This is a genomic window from Agrobacterium tumefaciens (assembly GCF_017726655.1).
Classification (GTDB): Bacteria; Pseudomonadota; Alphaproteobacteria; order Rhizobiales; family Rhizobiaceae; genus Agrobacterium; species Agrobacterium tumefaciens_B.
Genome location: NZ_CP072308.1, coordinates 691218 through 711275 on the forward strand (window position 1 = coordinate 691218; position 20058 = coordinate 711275).

Genomic DNA, 20058 nt, shown 5'->3' on the forward strand with positions numbered 1-20058 from the left:
AAACGCGTAACGTGAGTCTGAGACTAGAGCGGATTGTTTAACTATCCGTTGACCTTAAATTATGAGCAGCAATTGGACATGAAAAAAGCCCGCCGGAAGGCGGGCTGTAATGGCAACGACGTTAAGAGAACGCTCGTCATGCCGGACTTGATCCGGCATCAAGCCACAGCGCGTCTGTGCTGTGAGAAGTGTCTTTCGCGATCAAAGACTTGATCGCGCTGGACCCCGCATCAAGTCCGTGCGGACTATACCGCTCGCCCCTGAAACGAGCCCGCCAGGCAGCGGGCCATATCATGAACTCCGAACGCGAATTAACCGCGAAGGATCGAACGGCCGGCGTAAGCAGCCTGGGGACCGAGCATTTCTTCAATGCGGATCAGCTGGTTGTACTTTGCGAGCCGGTCGGAACGGGCGAGCGAGCCGGTCTTGATCTGACCGCAGTTCGTGGCGACTGCGAGATCGGCAATGGTGGAATCTTCCGTTTCGCCCGAGCGATGCGACATGACGGCGGTGTAGCCGGCCTTGTGGGCGGTTTCGACCGCGTCCAGCGTCTCGGAAAGCGAGCCGATCTGGTTGACCTTGACGAGGATGGAGTTGGCGACACCCATCTTGATGCCGTCGCGCAGACGTGCGGAGTTGGTGACGAAGAGATCGTCGCCGACCAGCTGGCACTTGTTACCGATGAGATCGGTCAGCGCCTTCCAGCCATCCCAATCGTCTTCAGCCATGCCGTCTTCGATGGAGATGATCGGGTACTTGGCAACCAGGTCTGCGAGATATTCAGCCATCGCGCCCGATTCCAGCGTGCGGCCTTCGCCCTCGAGAACGTATTTACCGTTCTTGAAGAACTCGGTCGATGCACAGTCGAGGCCGACATACATGTCTTCGCCCGGACGGTAACCGGCCTTTTCGATCGACTTCATGATGAAATCGAGCGCTGCGGGCGCGCTTTCGAGGCCGGGGGCGAAACCGCCTTCATCACCGACATTGGTGTTGTGGCCCTGCGCAGACAGTTCTTTCTTCAGCGTGTGGAACACTTCCGAACCCATGCGAACGGCTTCGCGAATGTTTTCCGCGCCAACCGGCAGGATCATGAATTCCTGGAAGTCGATCGGGTTGTCGGCATGCGCGCCGCCGTTGATGATGTTCATCATCGGAACCGGCAGCAGATGCGCGTTCGGGCCACCGACATAACGGTAGAGCGGCAGACCCGAGGCTTCGGCTGCAGCCTTGGCGATGGCGAGCGAAACGCCGAGGATGGCGTTGGCGCCAATGCGCGACTTGTTCGGCGTACCGTCCAGCGCGATCATCATCTGGTCGATCTGGATCTGGTTTTCAGCATCGAAGCCGCCGATGGCGTCGAAGATTTCCATGTTGACGGCTTCAACAGCCTTTTCCACGCCCTTGCCGAGATAACGCTTGCCGCCATCGCGCAGCTCAACCGCTTCATGCGCGCCGGTGGAAGCGCCCGACGGAACGGCGGCACGGCCCATGGAGCCGTCTTCGAGGTACACATCGACTTCAACGGTCGGGTTGCCGCGGCTGTCGAGGATTTCGCGCGCGATGATATCGGTAATGGCAGTCATGGTCTCTCCCTTGGGAATGGAACAGATATTTTCCGTCGCCTGTCTTAGACGATGGCGAAGAAATTACAATGACGGCGGGCGGCAGAAACGGGGCGCCCGCAATTAAAATCGATTGGCACGAGCCGCGTCGTACAATCAGCCTTTAGCCACCGCGTCAAAGGCAAGCAGCTTTTCAAGCAGTTTCGGCATGTCCTTCAGATGCACCATGTTCGGGCCATCGGAAGGCGCATTGTCCGGGTCCTCGTGGGTCTCGATGAAGAGACCTGCAACGCCAACGGCAACTGCTGCGCGAGACAGAGTCTCGACAAATTCGCGCTGACCGCCGGTGGAACCGCCCTGCCCGCCAGGCTGCTGCACGGAATGGGTGGCGTCAAACACGACCGGCGCGCCAAGCGACGCCATGATCGGCAGCGAGCGCATATCGGACACCAGCGTGTTGTAGCCGAAGGATGCGCCACGCTCGCATAGAAGCACGTTCGGATTGCCGCTTTCATTCAGCTTGGCCAGAACGTTCTTCATGTCCCAGGGCGCCAGGAACTGACCCTTTTTGACATTGATGACGCGACCGGTTTTTGCAGCCGCGACGAGAAGATCGGTCTGACGGCTGAGGAAGGCTGGAATTTGCAAGACATCCACCACCTCGGAAACGATGGCGCATTGTTCTTCGGTGTGAATGTCGGTCAAAACCGGAAAGCCGAATTCCTTCTTGAGATCGGCGAAAATCTCCATAGCGCTATCAAGACCGATGCCGCGCTTGCCGGAGAGCGAGGTGCGGTTGGCCTTATCGAAGGACGACTTGTAAACAAGACCGATGCCGAGCTTGTCGCAGAGTTCTTTCAAAACCCCGGCGATCATGAAGGCATGCTCGCGGCTCTCCATCTGGCATGGGCCGGCGATCAGCGAGATGCGCTCGCTATTGGAAAAGGAAACCTTGCTGGCGCCATCGCCGGCGGTGACTTTGAGATTGTTCGTAACGCTCATCATTTTTCCTCGAAGGCGAAGGCAACACCTTGACCGGGTGCGGCGGGGACCACCAGACGGCCACCCACTTCTGCTGAGGACACGCCATTAGCAGCAAGCACCGCCGCTGTCACGGCAAGATCGCGAACGAAAAAGACGATACCCGTTCCGCGCAGACCGCCTGCGGTTTCGCTGGATGCATCTATCGCCGCGTCGCCGAAGGCAGGCTTTTCCGTCACTCTGATCGCCGCATTTGCCGTCGCAAATATGGTGTCACCATCGGGAGACAGAGTGGAGGAAACGCCGAACACCGCCTCGACCAACTCCCCCGCCCTCTGATCCGCGCCCGGGCTCAGGACGATTTCAGCGAGCCCGGTGACGCCGTTCGCATGGCGCTCCAGCGCGGACCGGTCACCCGGCAAGGCTTTGACACGCTGGCAGCTGAACAGGAAAAAATCTGCAGCCGATCCGCTTGCGGCAAACGCCAATCGAAATGACGCTTCGCTTCTCGATCCATCTGGCATCTGCACCGGTCGCGAAAATTCGAAAATATCGCCGGCGGTTAACTCCGATGAGATAAACCGCTGATGATCGGCAAGGGCGTCTTTTGTTGCTGCGACAAGGGCGGAGAAACCTTCTCCGTGCCGCGCCCGGAAGTCGCAATCCCTGCCGGTGAATACATCGGACTTCGCAACAGATTGACGGTATTTAGCCGGATCATGAACTGCAAGTGGCTCCAGATAGGTGCCGTCTGCGATGAAGACACAAGCGTTCATCGTGCCGAAGGGATGGATCGCCTCAGGCGCCACCGTGAAACCCAGGTTGGACAATCGCGCCGTGGCGACATCGACATGCGCAACGGGCAGGACGAGATGATCGACAGGATAAGGTTTCAACTGAACGGCCTCCGCGGACACAAAATCGGTCCGGCCACAAAAGCACGCCGATGATCAAGAGGCAAACGGTCAGAGTTTGGAAACGCAGGCTCGTGTCCGCGGTGTTTCAATTCTGAAACGCCCATAATTGTTGACTTGTAAACAATCCATTCGTAGAGTTATAGAGGATTGGCCGGGTTTGATGTGGCTTCCTGTGAAGGGTATGATGATGCTGGCCGCGCTCCGTTCGAGAGACGCGGTTCGCGCCTCGCAAAGCATGAAACGGAAATAGCATGGACCAACTCCCTCGCAGGATGACCGACGTCAATCTCGACCGGCTGGAGACAGCGCTCGGTTTCCTCATCCGCCTCGCCCAGCTCAAGACCTATGACGATTTTTTCACGGCACTCGGGGATTCGGGCATGCGGCCGGGGGAGTTCTCCGTGCTTTTCGTCATCATGCACAATCCCGGCATTCGTCAGACAGCGCTCGGCCAGCGGCTGATGATCAAGCGCGCGCATATGACGAAACTGATCCGTGCTTTCGAAGACAGGGGCCTGGTGACCCGCCGTGTTCCCGATGACGATCGCCGCGCCATCGAACTGACGCTTTCCGCGGAAGGCGTCGCGCATGTGCGCAAGGAAAGCGAGTGGTTCTTTTCGCACGAGGCAACGCTCGGCGCGGGCCTGACCACGGTCGAGCGCGATCAGTTCATCGCCCTGCTACATAAATTTCTAGGCATGAATTTGGGAGAAACAGGCCGTGAATATTGATGAACTCGTCGCCATAGATGTGCATACCCATGCCGAGGAGCCGTGCTGCGGCCCGCGCGATGATGGTTATGATGAATTTCAGGCCGGCATGGCGAAATATTTCAAGAACCCCGCCGGTCACAAGGGCATGTTGCCCACGGTGCAGGAAACCGCCGCCTATTATCGCGAGCGCAAAATCGGCTGCGTGATTTTTCCGGTCGATGCGGAACGGGAAACCGGTTTTCGCCGCTATGAAAATGAAGAGGTGGCGAAGATCGCTGCCGAGAACAGCGACATCATGATCCCTTTTGCGTCGATCGACCCCGCCAAGGGCAAGGCCGGCGCTCGCGAAGCGAGGCGTCTGGTGCGTGAGTTCGGGGTGAAAGGTTTCAAGTTTCACCCGACGATGCAAGGCTTTTACCCCAATGACCGCATGGCGTACCCGCTTTACGAAGCAATCGCCGAGGAAGGTGCAATCACACTTTTCCACACTGGTCAGACCGGGGTTGGCGCTGGCCTGCGCGGCGGCATGGCAATGCGGCTGAAGTTCTCAAATCCCATCCACCTCGATGACGTCGCGGTCGATTTCCCCGACATGCCGATCATTCTCGCGCACCCCTCCTTCCCGTGGCAGGAAGAGGCGCTCTCCGTCGCCACCCACAAGCCGAATGTGTACATCGACATGTCGGGGTGGTCGCCAAAGTATTTTCCGCCGATCCTCGTGCAATATGCCAATTCGCTGCTGAAACATAAGATGCTGTTCGGATCGGACTGGCCGGCGATGACACCGGAGCGCTGGCTCAACGATTTCGCCAATATTCCGATCAAGGACGAGGTTCGTCCGCTGATCCTCAAGGAAAACGCAAAAAGGCTGCTGAAGCTCTGAGAACAGAGGCACCTGTCATTCCATGGGCCCCGGTGTGGAACCGGGGCCTTTTGTTTGTACGAATGAGCGCCTGAAGGGTCGGCAATCGTCGCAAAAAGGCAAAGGCCCACCGTTGACGGCAGGCCTCTTTATTCGTTCACGCGGTTCCAGTGAAATCTGGACGCCACTCAGTTCATTGCATTGTTCAGGTCTTCAGGGCCGCAAAACTCACTGACGCGCCTTTGCCGGGCCTGCGCGGGGTCGCGCCGTGTCATCTGCACGGCGCAACCTCAACCCTGTCAGAAGGCTTTTTTGGTGCGCCAGCTGTCTGCGTAATTGTCACGGGCTTCGGCTGCATAGGGCGTCGGCGAGACGCGGACACGGATTTCTTTCTGCTTGTGGCGCTCCGTCGAGGTCTTGCCAGACCCGCCATTCGGCTCTCCCCAGACGAGGGTGAGAACGTCGCCGACGTTGATATCGTGTTCAACGATGCCAAGCGAAAGCATGCAGCGTTCATTGTAGGAATAGCCGGTGAACATTGACATGCCGACCTGCTTGCCACCCTTCAAGATCAGATCCGCGCCGGTGGAAGCGTAGTTGGCCTGCGGGAAGTCGATCCATTTGTAATGGTCTTCGCCCGGACGGAACGCGGATGCGATGACATCCACCACATCATCGGCATTCCACTCGAAGGTGACCTTCTTGCGCTGCGTCTTGCCTTTCATGGCCTCCAGAGCCGACTTGCCGATGAAGTCATCCTTTTTCCAGCCGATATAGAAGTCGTAGCCCAGCTCGAACGGGTTGACGTAATAGTCCTCGATATTATCGGAAACGAAGCTGCCGCCGATCGCACCCGTCGCCTCATAGCTGTCGGCGCCCAGCCAGTCGCGATAGTCCTTCAACATGCCGTCGCCGGTGTAGATGCCCGGCAGTGGCGACGGGATCCAGCCCGATTCAAGCGTGTTGGTGGAATAGGCGCGGCTGCCGCAACGCACGAGATTGACGCCGGCCTCCTTGGCTGCTTCCAGAATGCAGGAGAGGATGTAGCTCTTGTCTTCATAGGGCCCCCAGACCTCGAGGCCCGGCGCGCCAGACATGCCGTGGCGGAGCGCCTGGACCTTCTTCGAGCCGATATTGATCCAGTCGACATGGAAGAACTTGATGTCAGGTATTGGGCCGCGGTTCAATTTCTCGAAGATCTTCGGCGCATCGGGGCCTTGGATTTGATAGCGGTAATGGGTGCGCAGCACGCGCTCGCCTTCCGGCCGCGACGGGGACCGCGGATCGTGCTTGATGCGGACGTTCCACTTCCCATAGGCCGCGCAGAACATCAGCCAGCTGGAGGTCGGTGCACGGCCGACGAGGATGAACTTGTCCTGCCGTTCACGGAAAATGATGTGGTCCCCGATGACGTGCCCGTTCGGCGTGACCGGCACAAAGTGCTTCGCGCGATTGAGGTCGAAATTCGAGAAAGAGTTGATGCCGTGATGGGCAAGAAATTTTTCGGCGTCGGGGCCTTCGACGATCAGCTCATCCATATGATGGGACTGGTCAAACAGGACCGCGCCATCGCGCCAGGCAGCCTGCTCGGAGCGCCAATTGCTAAACTCCCCGGCGACAACCGGGTATACATACATACCGATTTTCGAGTTGCGAAGCATTTCAACCGGGTTCGGATATTGCTTCAAAACCTCGGTCAGACTGGAATTCGCCATCATTATCTCCTCCCTGGCAATCGCGTCTATGTATACATGAAACGCCGGGCAACGATAAATTGCAAGCGGAAAATTTCGCCTTTCAAGAGCGCATCGGCAAAAACAAAGGCGGCTCCCAAAGGGGCCGCCAGTATATTTCCTGAGGTTTCCGGGGCTTAGTCGCTGATCAGCGCCAGACCCGGCATCTGCGCGATCAATTCCGGCGCTTCGCGGATCATGTATTCAAGATTGGTGCGCGCCGTGCGCGAATGCTCCCGCGCGATTGCCTCCGCACGTGCGCCCTCCCGCGCAGCAATGGCCGCCACGATTGCCTTGTGCTGCTCCTGCGCACCCCTTAGCGACCGGCGAAACGCGCCGATATTTGCCTTGTCGGGAAGGAAAGCGGAAGGTGACGCGAACGGCAGTGAACTTGCGCGCTCCACCTCACGGCGGATCATCTCGCTGCCGCAGAGCGCCGCAAGCTGATGGTGAAACACCTGATTGAGCGCGGAGTAACGATCAAAATCGACGTCATCGACACGGTCGCCAAAGCACAGATCCAGCTCGTGTATCGTGCGCCCAATCTCCTCGAGCGCACCCCTTGAAGCGCCGCGTTCCGCCGCTAGCCTGGCTGCCGTTCCCTCCATGACGCCGCGAATTTCAATGGCATCCACGACATCGGCGTAACCGAACCGACGCACGACAAACCCGCCGCCAGGCAGGCGGTTGAGCAACCCCTCCTCCGTCAGGCGGGAAAGCGCCTCGCGCACGGGGGTTCGGGAGATATCCAGAAGTTCGGCTGTCGGCACCTCAAAGAGCCGCATACCGCCGGGGAGCTCGCCACTCAGGATTTTTTCCCTGAGTTCGATCACCGCCCGGCCGCCATGTGTTGCCGCATCGCCCTTCATACCACCCTCCGACCTACCGCCATTACGTCGCGGCACATGTTCCACAGTGTATACACCGCCACTCGCCCGTTACGAGATATAATCCTCCCCGTGGTTTGTGACCAGTCAAGGATAGCGTGAGCTCGACGTAAGAGATTGGAATACCCCGAAAAATTCGAACGATGTATTCACCGAAACTAAATAAGCCAAGCAAAAATGTCAATATTTCAGATTTTTTGCGACTTTTCGATTGAAACGCCGAGCATTATGTATACATAATCGAGCCTCGCTAAGGGAGAAAGCGATGGGATGGTCAAGTTTCTGGGAGAATTCGGCTCCGGTGGAACCCGCGGTTGCGGCCGGCGACATCGTTCGTGGATGGTCAATCGAGGTCATGCCGCGCACGGCGGCGAAGATAACCAAATTCAAGGATATCCTGCCTGAGGGCACGCGGGTCTATATCGCCCACATAGAGGGCACGCCGATTGCCGACATGGTATCGACCGCGAAACGCCTGAACGATGAAGGCTTTCCAGTGATGCCACACATTCCGGCCCGGGGCATCGGAGGTAAAAGCGAGCTTGAGGACTGGCTGAAGCGCTATAGGGGAGAGGCTGGCGTGACGCAGGCGCTCTTGCTCGGCGGCGGCCAGAAAGAAGCGGTCGGTGCCTTCTCGAGCTCGATCGACATGATCGAGACGGGTCTTTTTGACCAGATGGGCTTCACGCATCTTCATCTGGCCGGTCATCCCGAGGGCAATCGCGACATTGATCGCGACGGCTCATCGCGCGGGGTCGATCAAGCCCTGTTGTGGAAGCAGAATTTTGCTGACCGGACAGACGCCCGGCTCGCTTTGACCACGCAGTTCGCCTTCGATGCTGATGTCGTCACGGAATGGGCGACGCGGATCCGCGCGATGGGCGTCACGATCCCGATCCACGTCGGCGTTGCCGGACCGACAAAGCTGCAGACGCTGATAAAATTTGCCATTGCCTGCGGTGTCGGGCCGTCCCTGAAGGTGCTGCAGAAGCGCGCGCTCGATCTTTCGAGGCTTTTCGTTCCCTATGAGCCGACCGATGTCATCGCGGGGCTCGTTGCCCATAAGGCGGCTCATCCCGATAGCCTGATCGAGCAGGTTCATATCTTTCCGCTGGGCGGCATTACGCCAGCCGCTGAATGGATGAAAAAACATGCATCATCAGCGGCTTTCGCCAATGTCGCCTGAGAAAACCTTTTCCCAGGCGGCATCGCCCTATTGCGAGGTGACCGCATTTATCGACGGATCAGGCCGTCGCATCCGGCGCTTTCAGCCTCGCGGCACGCTTTTCAAGGAAGGCTCGCAGACGCTCCTCGGCTTCGGGGCTGGCTGCAGTGAAAGAGGAAATGAAGGATTCGACGAACAAGCCGTCGTCCTTGGCCATGTCCTGAATGCGGGGAAGCGCATTGATGACCGCGTAGTTCGACAGCGGCGCATTGGACGCGGCCGCGGTGGCGAGCTGATGCGCCTTGGCGAGCGCCTCACCGCGCGGCACCACATATTGTACGAGGTTCCATCGCTCGGCTTCGTCCGGCGAGGCAACACGGCCGGTCAGCATCATGTCGCTCATGCGGGCAACGCCCATCAGCCGGGCGATGCGTACAGACCCGCCGCCTCCGACGAAGATGCCGCGCTGGCCCTCTGGGAGCGCAAAAAAGGCGCTCTCATCGGCAACGCGCAGATGGGTGGAGGCGGCAAGCTCCAGTCCGCCGCCGACCACGGCGCCGTGCAGCGCCGACACCCAGGGAATGGTGCCGTGTTCGATCTGCGAGAAGACGGCATGCCAGCGGCGGGAGCCACGCACGCCTTCGATCGGGGTCTTGGAAATATGCTCGCCGAGATCGAGACCGGCGCAGAAATGGTCGCCGTGCCCGAAGATGACGGCGGCGCGCGCTTCACTTTCCGCCCTCGCCGCGGCACCGGCAATGGCTTCCACGAAACGGTCGCTAATGGCGTTGCGTTTTTGCGGCCGGTTCAGCCCCACAAGGGCGACGTCGCCGCGCAGTTCATAGGTGACGAATTCGTCTGTCGTTTTTTCGTTCATGCCGACGTCTCCAATAGTCCAAGGCAAATACACAATTAGCTTTCCGCATTTTGTTTACAAGGATATTATTTTCTTGTAATCATTTTTTTGACAAAAGATTATTTGCACGGTCACGTGAATGACGTCTGGGAGGAGGTCGTGACGATGAAGGTGAAGCTTTGGTCGCCCGATGTCGCATGGGAGAAGCGGCCGAACGGCGAGATCATGGTCTGGCGGAACGATCCGCTTGGCCCCTACCCGCACAAACTCAATGAACGCCTCGTTCACTGGGCGGTGACAACGCCCGATCGCACCTGGATGGCGGATCGACAGGGGCGTGAACCGTGGCGTGAAGTCAGCTATGGGCAGGCCCTCGATAAGGTCCGCCGTATCGCCCAGTTCCTGCTTGACAAGGATCTCTCGGTCGAAACGCCGCTTCTGGTCCTTTCGGAAAACTCCATCGAACATGCGCTGATGGTGCTTGCGGCCCAGCATGTCGGTATTGCCTCGGCAGCGATCACCCCGGCCTATGCAACCGCGTCCGATCTCGGCAAGCTTCACGATATCCGCAGGCAGATCACACCCGGCATGGTATTTGCCGAGGACGCGGCACCGTTCCGGCGCGCCCTGGAAGAGGTGTTTGGTGACGGCACGCCGCTCGTCGGCCTCAGCAATCTGCCGCAGGATCGTCCCAACACATTCCGGTTCGACACGTTGCTCGAGACCGTGCCTACGCAAGCGGTGGATCGCGCCTTCGATTCGGTTGGCGCTGATACCGTTGCCAAATTCCTTTTCACGTCAGGCACGACCGGCTCGCCCAAGGCCGTCATTCAGACACAGCGGATGCTGTGCTCCAATCAGGAGATGATTGCCGACTGTTATGCCTATTTTCGCGATGAACCGCCCGTGGTCGTTGACTGGGCGCCGTGGAACCATACGGCAGCCGGCAACAAGGTTTTCAACCTCGTCATCTATAATGGCGGCACCTATTATATTGATCGGGGCAAGCCGAGCCCGGCGCTGATCGGCCAGACCATCGATAATCTGCGTGACGTTTCTCCTACCTGGTATTTTAACGTTCCCGCTGGCCACGAGATGCTGGTTCAGGCGATGCGCAAGGACGAGGCGCTGTGCCGCACCTTCTTTCGTGACCTGAAATTGCTGATGTATGCCGGCGCGGGCATGGCCCAGCACACCTGGGATGCGCTGATCGAGCTTTCGGTTGCGACGGTTGGCCATGCGGTCCCGATGGGTGCCGGCCTCGGCTCGACGGAGACTGCCCCCTTCTCGCTGTTCTGCACCGAACCGCAGGAGAAGCCAGGCAATATCGGCATCCCCGCGCAGGGCGTAACGATGAAGCTCGTGCCGGTCGATGATCGATTTGAGCTGAGGCTGAAAGGCCCGAACATCACGCCGGGTTACTGGCGTAACGCAGAGCTGACCGCGGCCGCTTTTGATGAGGAAGGCTTCTATCGCATCGGCGATACGGTGAAGTTCGCAGTTCCTGAGGATCCTCGCCAGGGCTTTTATTTCGATGGCCGCATTGCCGAGAATTTCAAGCTACAGACAGGCACCTGGGTTGCTGTCGGGCCGCTGCGCGCTCAATTCGTCAACATGTTCTCGGGCCTCATCCGCGATGCTGTCATCACCGGCGAGAACCGCGCCGAACTCGGAGCGCTAGTGGTTCCCTTCATGCCCGCCCTGCGCGAGCTTGTTCCGGGCTCACACCAGTTGTCCGATGCAGAGATCATCCGGCATCCCATTGTGAGGGCGCAAATTGCTGCAAAGCTTTCCGCGCATCAGAAACAGGCAAGCGGTTCTGCAAGCCGCGTCATGCGCCTTATGGTCATCGAAGAGCCCCTTCGCTTCGAAAAGGGTGAGGTCACGGACAAGGGATCGATCAATCAGCGTGCAGTCCTTCTGCATCGCAAGGAACTGGTCGACACACTCTACGGCGATGCGCCCCAGGTCATCACGGTCAACAAGGAGGTGGCAGCATGAAAATCGAAGGCGCAGGCGCTCTTGTAACAGGTGCGGCATCCGGCCTCGGCGCGGCAGTGGCCCGCATGCTCGCGGCCCGCGGGGCTGCGGTCACGATTTTTGACCGGAATGGTGAAGCCGGCCAGAAACTGGCGACGGAAATCGGCGCTACAGCCATCGAGGGTGACGTGGCAAGCGATGCCGATGCGCAACTCGCAGTCAACGCGGCAGCCTCCGCCAGGGGCGGGCTTCGCATTCTCGTCAATTGCGCCGGGGTCGGCACGGCTGGCCGCATTCTCGGGCGCGAAGGCCCTCAGCCGCTTGGTGATTTCGAAAAGGTTATCCGCGTCAACTTGCTCGGTACCTTCAACATGATGCGCCTTGCAGCCGCCCGTATGGCTGAGGTGGAGCCGATCGACGGCGCAGACAACGGCGTGATCGTCAATACGGCCTCGGTTGCCGCCTTTGAAGGTCAGGTGGGACAGGCAGCCTATGCCGCGTCAAAAGGCGGTATCGTTTCGCTGGCCCTGCCCGCGGCGCGTGAGCTTGCCCGCTTCCGCATTCGGGTCAACACCGTCGCGCCGGGCATCTTTATGACGCCCTTGCTCCAGGGTTTGCCACAGGAGGTTCAGGAAAGCCTTGCGAGCCAGATACCCCATCCGTCCCGGCTCGGCGATCCCGCCGAATTCGCCGATGCGGTCCGGTTCCTCATCGAGAACGATTACATGAACGGCGACGTCATCCGGCTGGATGGCGCGATCCGCATGCAGCCGCGGTGATACGATGAGTTTTTCAAGGCAGGCCACAAGCACATTAGAGCTTCTGAAAGCAACGCCGGGCTGGCGTCGTATCCAGTCGGTTCGCGGCGATTGTGACGATGCTCTCGCCGAGGCCGTTCTCCACGAAGCGGCACGTTTTGCCGAAACCGTTCTTGCGCCGCTGAACACAGCGGCCGATCGTCAGGGCTGCACTGTCGTCGATGGCCGCGTTCTTGTTCCCGACGGTTTCGGTGATGCTTTCAGCCAGCATGGGGCCGATGGCTGGCTCGCCATGGACGTGCCGGAACGCTTCGGTGGCCAAGGCCTGCCGCTATCGATCCAGACCGCTTGCGCACCGCTTTTCGAACGCGCCTGTGTCGCGTTGATGATGGCCTCCGGGTCTACCCGAGCGGCCTGCCATCTGATCGCCGAGGTGGCGGACGATGCCGTTGCGAAGGAATGGGTTCCGCGTCTTGCGCGCGGAGAATGGGCGGCGACCATCTGCATCTCGGAGCCGGATGCCGGTTCTGATCTTGCGCGGCTGCGCAGCCGCGCTGTCTTGAGAGACGGTGCGTGGCGCATCACCGGCTCGAAATTCTGGATATCTTTCGGCGATCACGACATGGCGGGCCGCATCGGCCACTGTCTGCTTGCCCGTACCGGTGAGGAGATCGGGACACGCGGCCTCAGCCTGTTTCTTGTGCCGGATGAAATCGACGGCCACCGCAATGGCGTCAGCTTGGACCGCATCGAGGAAAAGATGGGCCTGCACGGCTCGCCCACCTGCGCCCTGCGTTTTGAAGCTGCACGCGGCATCTTGCTCGGCGAAGAAGGACGCGGTCTTGCCCAGCTATTTGCCATGATCGAGTTGATGCGCCTGCAAACCGGCTGTCAGGGACTGGGGCTCGCCTCGGCCGCCATCGACATTGCGGAGAGCTATGCGCAGGAGCGTCTCCAGGGTGGCGATCCGGCAAAACCCGCCATCCCGATCGCGCGCCACCCTGATATACGCCGCCAGCTCGAAGAGGCGCGGCTGCGCACGGAAACGCTGCGGGCCGCAACACTCGAACTTGCCACCGTCATGGACCTTGCCCGGCTCGAGCAGAATGAGAATTTGCGGGCCGATTTGCGGGCGCTGTCGGGCTGGCTGTTGCCGCTCGTCAAGAATTTTGGTGCGGATGCCGGATTTACCGTCGCCAATCAGGCCATACAGATCTTGGGCGGGGCGGGTTACACGCGGGAATGGCCGCTGGAGCAATATCTGCGCGATGCGCGCGTGATGACCATTTACGAAGGCACCACTGGCATGCAGGCAATCGACCTTCTGACCCGCCGGCTTTGGCGCGATGGCGGAAGGGGCCTCGAGGTTTTTCTGGAACGCGCCCGCGAGGACCTCGCCGATTGTCCGACGGCAAAAGCAGGAGCGGCGAAGGCTACGCTTGAAGCTTTCGAGGCCGAGAGCCGGCGCATGGCCGCACTCGTAGATCAGCCTGAGACGGGCCTCTGGCAGGCCAACGCCTATCTAAATGCCGCCTGGGATGCTTTCGCCGCCTGGATGGCTGTTCGGGTCGAAGCCCTTTCAGCACTGCAACATTCGACGGCGGGGGAAGCTGCCTGATGTCGACGAGATACTGAAATGCATTTCCGGGCGCTCGTGAACGTCCGATCATTGGGAGGAGAGACAATGAAAAAGCGTATGATGACATGGATGGCAACGGCTGTTGCCCTGACGATGACGGCCGGCTCGGCTTTCGCCGATATCACCATTGGCGTGACCATTCCGACGACCGGCCCGGGCGCTGCACTCGGCATACCGCTCAAGCAATCGATCGAATTATGGCCGTCCGAGATCGACGGTGAAAAGCTGAAGGTCATCCTGCTTGACGATGCCGGTGACCCCTCGGTTGCCACCACCAACGCGCGCCGCTTCGCCAATGACGATAAGGTGGATGTGATCGTCGGTTCTGCCCTCACGCCGGCTGCGATTGCTGTCGCAGGTGTGGCGAACGAGACGGAAGTGCCGCATTTCGCGCTCTCGCCAATTCCGCCGACGGCCGCAAAGAAATGGAACTTCGTCATGCCGCAGTTCTCCACCGTCCTGGTGAAGAGCATGTTCGCCCGCATGCAGAAGGACGGTATCAAACGCGTCGCCTTTATCGGTTTTGCCGATTCCTACGGCCAGCAGTGGGTCGATGCGCTGAAGACCACGGGCAAGGATTATGGTCTCGAACTGGTTGCGGAGGAGCGTTATGCCCGCGCCGATACCTCTGTTTCCGGCCAGGTGCTGAAGTCGCTTGCCGCGCGTCCGGATGCCGTGTTCATCGGCGCATCCGGCACGGGTGCCGCCCTGCCCCAGATCGGCGTGCGCGAGCGTGGCTTCAAGGGCAAGATCTATGTCGTCTCGGGTGCGGTCACCTTCGATTTCCTGCGGATTGCCGGCAAGGCTGTTGAGAACACCGTGTTTTCCTCCGGCCCGGTCATGGTCGCGGAAGATCAACCGGACAGCTCTCCGACCAAGGAACAGGGCCTTGCCTATCTCAAGGCTCTCGAAGCCAAGTTCGGCGCGAACGCCCGAACCCAGTTCGGCTCGCATGTCTGGGATGTGATGGTGATCCTGAAGAAAGCCGTTCCGGTTGCGCTCAAAAAGGCAAAGCCCGGCACGCCCGAGTTCCGTGTCGCACTGCGCGATGCCATCGAGACAAGCGGGCCCTATAACGCCACGCACGGTGTCTATGAGTTCAAGGCAGACGATCATTATGGCCTCGACCAGCGCGGCGTCGTGCTTCTGACGGCGAAAGACGGAAAGTTCGTACTACTGCCCGACGATAAATAATCGCCGGCACTTAACATCGACCGGGGAGCCTGCCTCCCCGGCCCTGCCGCAAGCCCTTGGCGTCAGCGATACCCGCCGCGGATCGCCTGCCATTCAAAATATCCGTCACGCCTTACCGAGAGCCAAACCAAAGGGTGCATTTTGGACGCGACAATTGCCACATTCCTGATCCAGGACGGCGTCACCAATGGTGCGATCTACGCGCTGCTGGGGCTTGCCCTCGTTCTGGTCTTCGCCGTCACCCGGGTGATCTTCATTCCACAAGGTGAGTTTGTCGCCCATGGTGCGCTGACGCTCGCGCTACTCGATGCCGGGCGCGTACCTGGCACGCTGAAGCTGCTGTTATGCATGGGCGCCGTGGCCCTCCTGCTCGACCTCTGGGGAATGCGTCGGGGCCTGCGCCTCTCGGCGCTGCTGCGCGCGATGGCCATCAACCTTGCGCTGCCGGGCCTCATTTACGGGCTGGTCGCCATTCTGGCGCCCATGCAACTGCCATCGTTCCTGCGCGCGCTCATTACGATCGCGATCATCGCGCCGATGGGATATTACGTTTACCGTATCGCCTACCGTCCGCTTGCCGACGCCTCCGTGCTCGTGCTTCTCATTGCTTCCGTTGGCGTGCATCTGGCACTGATGGGGCTCGGGCTTGCCTTTTTCGGCCCGGAGGGCCTGCGTGCAGCGCCGTTGAGCGACGCCGGCTTCACGCTCGGGCCGATGCTCGTCAGCGCGCAAAGCATCTTCATCTATCTCGCGACAATTCTGGTGATGGTCGGCCTTTACTTCTTCTTCGAAAAGACGCTGCTCGGCAAAGCCCTGAAGGCAACGGCCATCAACCGGCTCGGAGCACGCCTCGTCGGCGTTCGAACGGAACTGACCGGTGTCACCGCCTTTGTGCTCGCCGCTGCAATCGCGGCGGTATCGGGTGTACTGATTGGTCCAATCACCACCATCTTCTACGATACGGGCTTCCTGATCGGCCTCAAGGGCTTCGTTGCCGCCATTCTCGGCGGCATGGCAAGCTTCCCCGTCACGGCCATTGCCGCGATCGGCGTCGGGCTGATCGAGGCTTTCGCCTCCTTCTTCGCCAGCGATTTCAAGGAAATCATCGTGTTCGGCCTGATCGTGCCTGTGCTGATCTGGCTTTCCTTCGGTGCCAGCCATCATGAGGAAGAGTGATATGACCCTCGGCAGACATCTTTATCCCGCCATTGCCGCGCTACTTGTCGTCGCTCTCTTCCCGCTCATGCCGATCCCGCCATTCTGGGTGACGCTCGCGAACAATATCGGGCTTGCGTCTCTGGTTGCCATCGGGCTCGTGCTGTTGACCGGCGTTGGTGGCATGACTTCTTTCGGCCAGGCGGCCTTCTGCGGTTTCGGTGCCTATACGACAGCGGTCCTCACCACGGCCTATGGCTTTTCACCCTGGCTCACATTGCCACTGGCGCTCCTCGTCGGCGTCATCGTCGCGCTGCCGCTGGGGTTGATGACGGTCAGGCTTTCCGGCCACTACCTGCCGCTCGGCACCATCGCCTGGGGGCTGGCGATCTATTACCTTTTCGGTCGCGTCGAGCTCCTCGGCCGGTACGACGGAATCTCGGGCATTCCACCGCTGTCCATCGGCAACGAACCGCTGATGAGCAGCAGCTCGGTCTATTACGTGATCTGGATATTCGTCATTGCCGTGGCGATCGGCGCGCAGAACCTGCTCGACAGCCGTGTCGGGCGCGGCATTCGCGCCCTGCGTGGCGGCTCGCAGGCAGCGGAGGCCTTCGGCGTGAATATCGAGCAGGCCAAACTGACCGTTTTCGTCTTCGCAGCCGTTGTAGCAGCGCTGTCAGGCTGGCTTTACGCCCATATGCAGCGCTCGATCAACCCGACGCCTTTCGGGCTCGACATGGGCATCACCTATATGCTGATGGCCGTCGTCGGCGGTTCGGGACGGGTCGTCGGCGCCATCTTCGGCGCAGCCGTGGTGCTGGTGCTGAAAGAGGTGCTGCAACGGGTCCTGCCCGGCCTTGTCGGCACCTCGGTGAATGTAGAAATGATCGTGTTTGGCGTGCTGCTCGTGCTGATCCTGCAGCTCTCGCGCGACGGTCTCTGGCCGCTTCTGGAAAAATACCTGCCGGCCCGGCCGCCTCGCGCCATCCGCCGGGCAGGCCCCGGTCTCGAAATGCGGGACATGCCTGCAACCGGCAGTCCGCTGGTCCGGGTCGATCGGGTGCGCAAGACATTCGGCGGGCTGACGGCGGTCAACGATGTCAGCTTTGACATCAAGGCCGGGCAGATCGTCGGCCTGATCGGTCCGAACGGCGCCGGCAAGAGCACGACTTTCAATCTCATCACCGGAATCCTCGACCTTTCGGGCGGTGACGTCACCTATCAGGGACAGACGCTTTCGGGCCTCAATCCGCGGCTCATCGCCAAACGCGGCATCGCCAGAACCTTTCAGCACGCCAAGGTCCTTCCGACCATGTCGGTCCTCGAAAACGTCGCTCTCGGCGCGCATCTGCGCGGCAATGCCGGCGTCTTCCGAAGCTTCTTGCGATTGGAGCGACAACAGGAGCAAGCTCTGCTTGCGGAAGCCGCGCATCAGCTCGATCGCGTCGGTCTCGGTGCCCATCGCGACCGCCCCGCCGGCGACCTCGCTCTCGGGCAGATCCGAATTCTGGAAATCGCCCGCGCGCTTTGCCTCAACCCAACCCTGCTGCTGCTCGACGAACCGGCGGCCGGTCTGCGCCACGGGGAAAAGCAGGAGCTCGCGACGCTGCTGAAAAAACTGCGGACCGAGGGCGTCAGCGTCCTGCTTGTCGAACATGACATGGGTTTCGTCATGGGGCTGGTCGACCACATCGTCGTGCTCGATTTCGGTACCCTGATCGCCGAAGGCAAGCCGGCTGAAATCCGGCAACATCCGGCCGTGATCGCGGCTTATCTTGGGGGGCAGCGTGAGCGGACATCTACTCGACATCAAAGACATCCACGTTGCCTATGGCCGGGCGGAAGTGGTGCATGGCATCTCGCTATCCATGACATCGGGCAGCATCGTCACGGTCATCGGGGCGAACGGAGCGGGCAAAACCACGCTGCTGAACGCCATCATGGGTGTCGTGCCTTCGCGCGGGACCATTCTTTACGACGGCGCGCCGGTGCCCGAGACAATCGAGGGCCGCGTTGCCGCCGGCCTTTGCCTCGTGCCGGAAAGGCGAGAATTATTCGGCTCGATGACGGTTGAGGACAATATCGAACTTGGCGGTTTCCTGCGTTCCCGTCAGGAGCGCGACGAGACACGCGATGCTGTTTACACACTCTTCCCGCGCCTTCGCGAACGCCGCAAGCAGCTCGCCGGAACACTGTCCGGCGGCGAAAGGCAGATGCTGGCGCTCGCGCGGGCGTTGATGAGCCGGCCGAGACTGCTGCTTCTCGATGAGCCGAGCCTTGGACTTGCACCGCTGATTGTCGCCGAAATCCTGCGTATCGTCGCCGACCTGCGTCAAACCGGTGTCTCCATCCTGTTGGTCGAGCAGAATGCCCGCGCCGCGCTCGAAATTGCCGACGAAGCTTATCTCGTCGAACTTGGTGAAGTGCGCCGCTCAGGCCCAGCTTCCGAACTCGCCGTCGATCCCGCTCTGATGGCGAGTTATCTCGGGCCGGGCGAACACGCCATCCAGTGAAATCCGCGACCGCTTCGTGCTGACGCTCGGCCCCGTGGAAACGGGGCGTGGCTCCGCGTGGGCGCCGCTATGACAGCAGTCCAACCGCAACTCCATCTTCCAGGAGGCTTTAGATGAATTACGTCCTGACGCTACGCTGCCCCAACAGAAGCGGAATTGTCGCTGCGGTCTCGGGCCGCATCGCACAGCATGGCGGCGATATTTATGAAGCTCAACAATTCGACGACCATGAAACGGGCATGTTTTTCATGCGTGTCGCCTTCTCCATGGCCGGCGACGAGGCAGGCTTTCGCAATGGACTTGCCGAGGAGATCGATCGCTTCGCTCTCGACGCCACGCTGCGTCCAGCAGGTGCGCCGCGCAAGCTGCTGCTGCTCGTTTCCCGCTTCGACCACTGCCTCGGCGATCTTCTCTATCGCCACCGCATCGGCGAATTGAATGCCGAGATCGTCGGCATCGTCGGCAACCACCCCCGCGAGGCCCTGAACCTCACGCTGATGGGCGGTATAAAGTACCATCACCTGCCGGTGACAAAAGACAACAAGGCCGAACAGGAAACACGCATCAAGGACATCATCGAAGAAACGGGCACCGAACTCGTCGTTCTTGCCCGCTACATGCAGATCCTGTCGGACAACTTCTCCGAATACTTATCCGGGCGCTGCATCAACATTCATCACTCCTTTCTGCCTGGTTTCAAAGGCGCAAAGCCCTATCACCAAGCCCATGAGAGGGGCGTCAAAATGATCGGTGCAACGGCCCATTACGTCACCCGCGATCTCGATGAAGGGCCGATCATCTGCCAGGACGTCGAGCCGGTCAGCCACGCCGATACACCGGATGAGCTGGTCCGCAAGGGACGCGACATCGAGCGACGCGTGTTGGCCCGGGCGGTCTCATGGCACCTTGAGGACCGGGTGCTTCTCAACAAGAACAAGACGGTCGTTTTCGCGCGATAGCACAGCCCGATCTACCCCTTGCCTGAAACGCCGAACGAATGGGACGCGTCGGGGCCTCGCCTGGGAACGACTTCTGGAGCTTTGGTTACCTCCAATTTGCAAAATGTAAATCCGAGCGGAGCTTAACCAGATTTTAGGGGATTGCGGAACACATATGGAACATATAGTGTTCGTTCTG

The 20058-nt window shown here is 60.0% G+C and carries 16 protein-coding genes and 1 pseudogene; 11 read left to right on the plus strand and 6 right to left on the minus strand.

What is annotated here, in order from left to right; all coding sequences use genetic code 11:
* Positions 1–311 precede the first annotated feature (311 nt).
* The 3 genes from eno to AT6N2_RS03535 all read right to left on the minus strand — a co-directional run bounded on the left by eno (position 312) and on the right by AT6N2_RS03535 (position 3442).
* Positions 312–1586, minus strand: coding sequence for a phosphopyruvate hydratase (eno, locus tag AT6N2_RS03525; protein WP_209088519.1), 1275 nt, complete (start codon positions 1584–1586; stop codon positions 312–314).
* A 135-nt stretch (positions 1587–1721) separates the two neighbouring features.
* Positions 1722–2567 carry a 3-deoxy-8-phosphooctulonate synthase gene (gene kdsA, locus AT6N2_RS03530; RefSeq protein WP_209088522.1) on the minus strand — a complete coding sequence of 282 codons (846 nt, stop codon included), beginning with the start codon at positions 2565–2567 and terminating at the stop codon, positions 1722–1724.
* Positions 2567–3442 (minus strand): VOC family protein, encoded by an 876-nt coding sequence (locus AT6N2_RS03535; protein WP_209088525.1) that lies wholly within the window; start codon positions 3440–3442, stop codon positions 2567–2569. Before AT6N2_RS03535 ends, kdsA begins: the two co-directional genes overlap by 1 nt.
* Positions 3443–3714: 272 nt before the next feature.
* On the opposite strand from AT6N2_RS03535, the gene AT6N2_RS03540 reads away from it, so the two are divergent.
* Together AT6N2_RS03540 and AT6N2_RS03545 are read left to right on the plus strand one after the other, a co-directional pair.
* Positions 3715–4194, plus strand: coding sequence for a MarR family winged helix-turn-helix transcriptional regulator (locus tag AT6N2_RS03540; protein WP_209088528.1), 480 nt, complete (start codon positions 3715–3717; stop codon positions 4192–4194).
* A complete protein-coding gene (locus AT6N2_RS03545) occupies positions 4184–5059 on the plus strand; it encodes an amidohydrolase family protein (RefSeq protein WP_144574489.1) in 876 nt (291 codons plus the stop codon). The genes AT6N2_RS03540 and AT6N2_RS03545 overlap by 11 nt, the downstream gene beginning before the upstream one ends.
* A 278-nt stretch (positions 5060–5337) precedes the next feature.
* Here the strand turns inward: AT6N2_RS03545 and ligM are convergent, their stop codons facing one another.
* Positions 5338–6753: a vanillate/3-O-methylgallate O-demethylase gene (gene ligM / locus AT6N2_RS03550; protein WP_209089603.1), complete on the minus strand. Its 1416-nt coding sequence runs from the start codon at positions 6751–6753 to the stop codon at positions 5338–5340.
* A gap of 155 nt (positions 6754–6908) precedes the next feature.
* Entirely contained in the window at positions 6909–7640 is a 732-nt protein-coding gene (locus AT6N2_RS03555; protein ID WP_063949038.1) for a GntR family transcriptional regulator, read from the minus strand.
* Positions 7641–7923: 283 nt separating this feature from the next.
* On the opposite strand from AT6N2_RS03555, the gene AT6N2_RS03560 reads away from it, so the two are divergent.
* A complete protein-coding gene (locus tag AT6N2_RS03560; RefSeq protein ID WP_063949039.1) occupies positions 7924–8844 on the plus strand; it encodes a hypothetical protein in 921 nt (306 codons plus the stop codon).
* 58 nt (positions 8845–8902) lie between these two features.
* Here AT6N2_RS03560 and AT6N2_RS03565 read toward each other — a convergent pair whose 3' ends face one another.
* On the minus strand, positions 8903–9700 hold the full coding sequence (locus AT6N2_RS03565; RefSeq protein WP_063949040.1) for a crotonase/enoyl-CoA hydratase family protein: 798 nt from the start codon (positions 9698–9700) through the stop codon (positions 8903–8905).
* Positions 9701–9844: 144 nt separating this feature from the next.
* Between AT6N2_RS03565 and AT6N2_RS03570 the strand changes: the two genes are divergently transcribed.
* The 8 genes and pseudogenes from AT6N2_RS03570 to purU all read left to right on the plus strand — a co-directional run bounded on the left by AT6N2_RS03570 (position 9845) and on the right by purU (position 19880).
* Positions 9845–11680 carry a feruloyl-CoA synthase gene (locus tag AT6N2_RS03570; RefSeq protein WP_209088530.1) on the plus strand — a complete coding sequence of 612 codons (1836 nt, stop codon included), beginning with the start codon at positions 9845–9847 and terminating at the stop codon, positions 11678–11680.
* Positions 11677–12438, plus strand: a complete 762-nt coding sequence (locus tag AT6N2_RS03575; protein ID WP_209088533.1) for an SDR family NAD(P)-dependent oxidoreductase — start codon at positions 11677–11679, stop codon at positions 12436–12438. The genes AT6N2_RS03570 and AT6N2_RS03575 overlap by 4 nt, the downstream gene beginning before the upstream one ends.
* A 4-nt stretch (positions 12439–12442) precedes the next feature.
* Positions 12443–14035 (plus strand): acyl-CoA dehydrogenase family protein, encoded by a 1593-nt coding sequence (locus AT6N2_RS03580; protein WP_144574506.1) that lies wholly within the window; start codon positions 12443–12445, stop codon positions 14033–14035.
* A 66-nt stretch (positions 14036–14101) separates the two neighbouring features.
* Positions 14102–15250 carry an ABC transporter substrate-binding protein gene (locus AT6N2_RS03585; RefSeq protein ID WP_144574509.1) on the plus strand — a complete coding sequence of 383 codons (1149 nt, stop codon included), beginning with the start codon at positions 14102–14104 and terminating at the stop codon, positions 15248–15250.
* Positions 15251–15391: 141 nt separating this feature from the next.
* Positions 15392–16426, plus strand: a complete 1035-nt coding sequence (locus tag AT6N2_RS03590) for a branched-chain amino acid ABC transporter permease (protein WP_063949045.1) — start codon at positions 15392–15394, stop codon at positions 16424–16426.
* A gap of 1 nt (position 16427) precedes the next feature.
* Positions 16428–18188 (plus strand): annotated as a pseudogene (locus AT6N2_RS03595) (ABC transporter permease subunit); the annotation flags it as partial.
* 88 nt (positions 18189–18276) lie between these two features.
* Positions 18277–18921: an ABC transporter ATP-binding protein gene (locus AT6N2_RS03600; protein WP_425292733.1), complete on the plus strand. Its 645-nt coding sequence runs from the start codon at positions 18277–18279 to the stop codon at positions 18919–18921.
* 113 nt (positions 18922–19034) lie between these two features.
* Positions 19035–19880, plus strand: coding sequence for a formyltetrahydrofolate deformylase (purU, locus tag AT6N2_RS03605; RefSeq protein WP_149741409.1), 846 nt, complete (start codon positions 19035–19037; stop codon positions 19878–19880).
* Positions 19881–20058 lie beyond the last annotated feature (178 nt).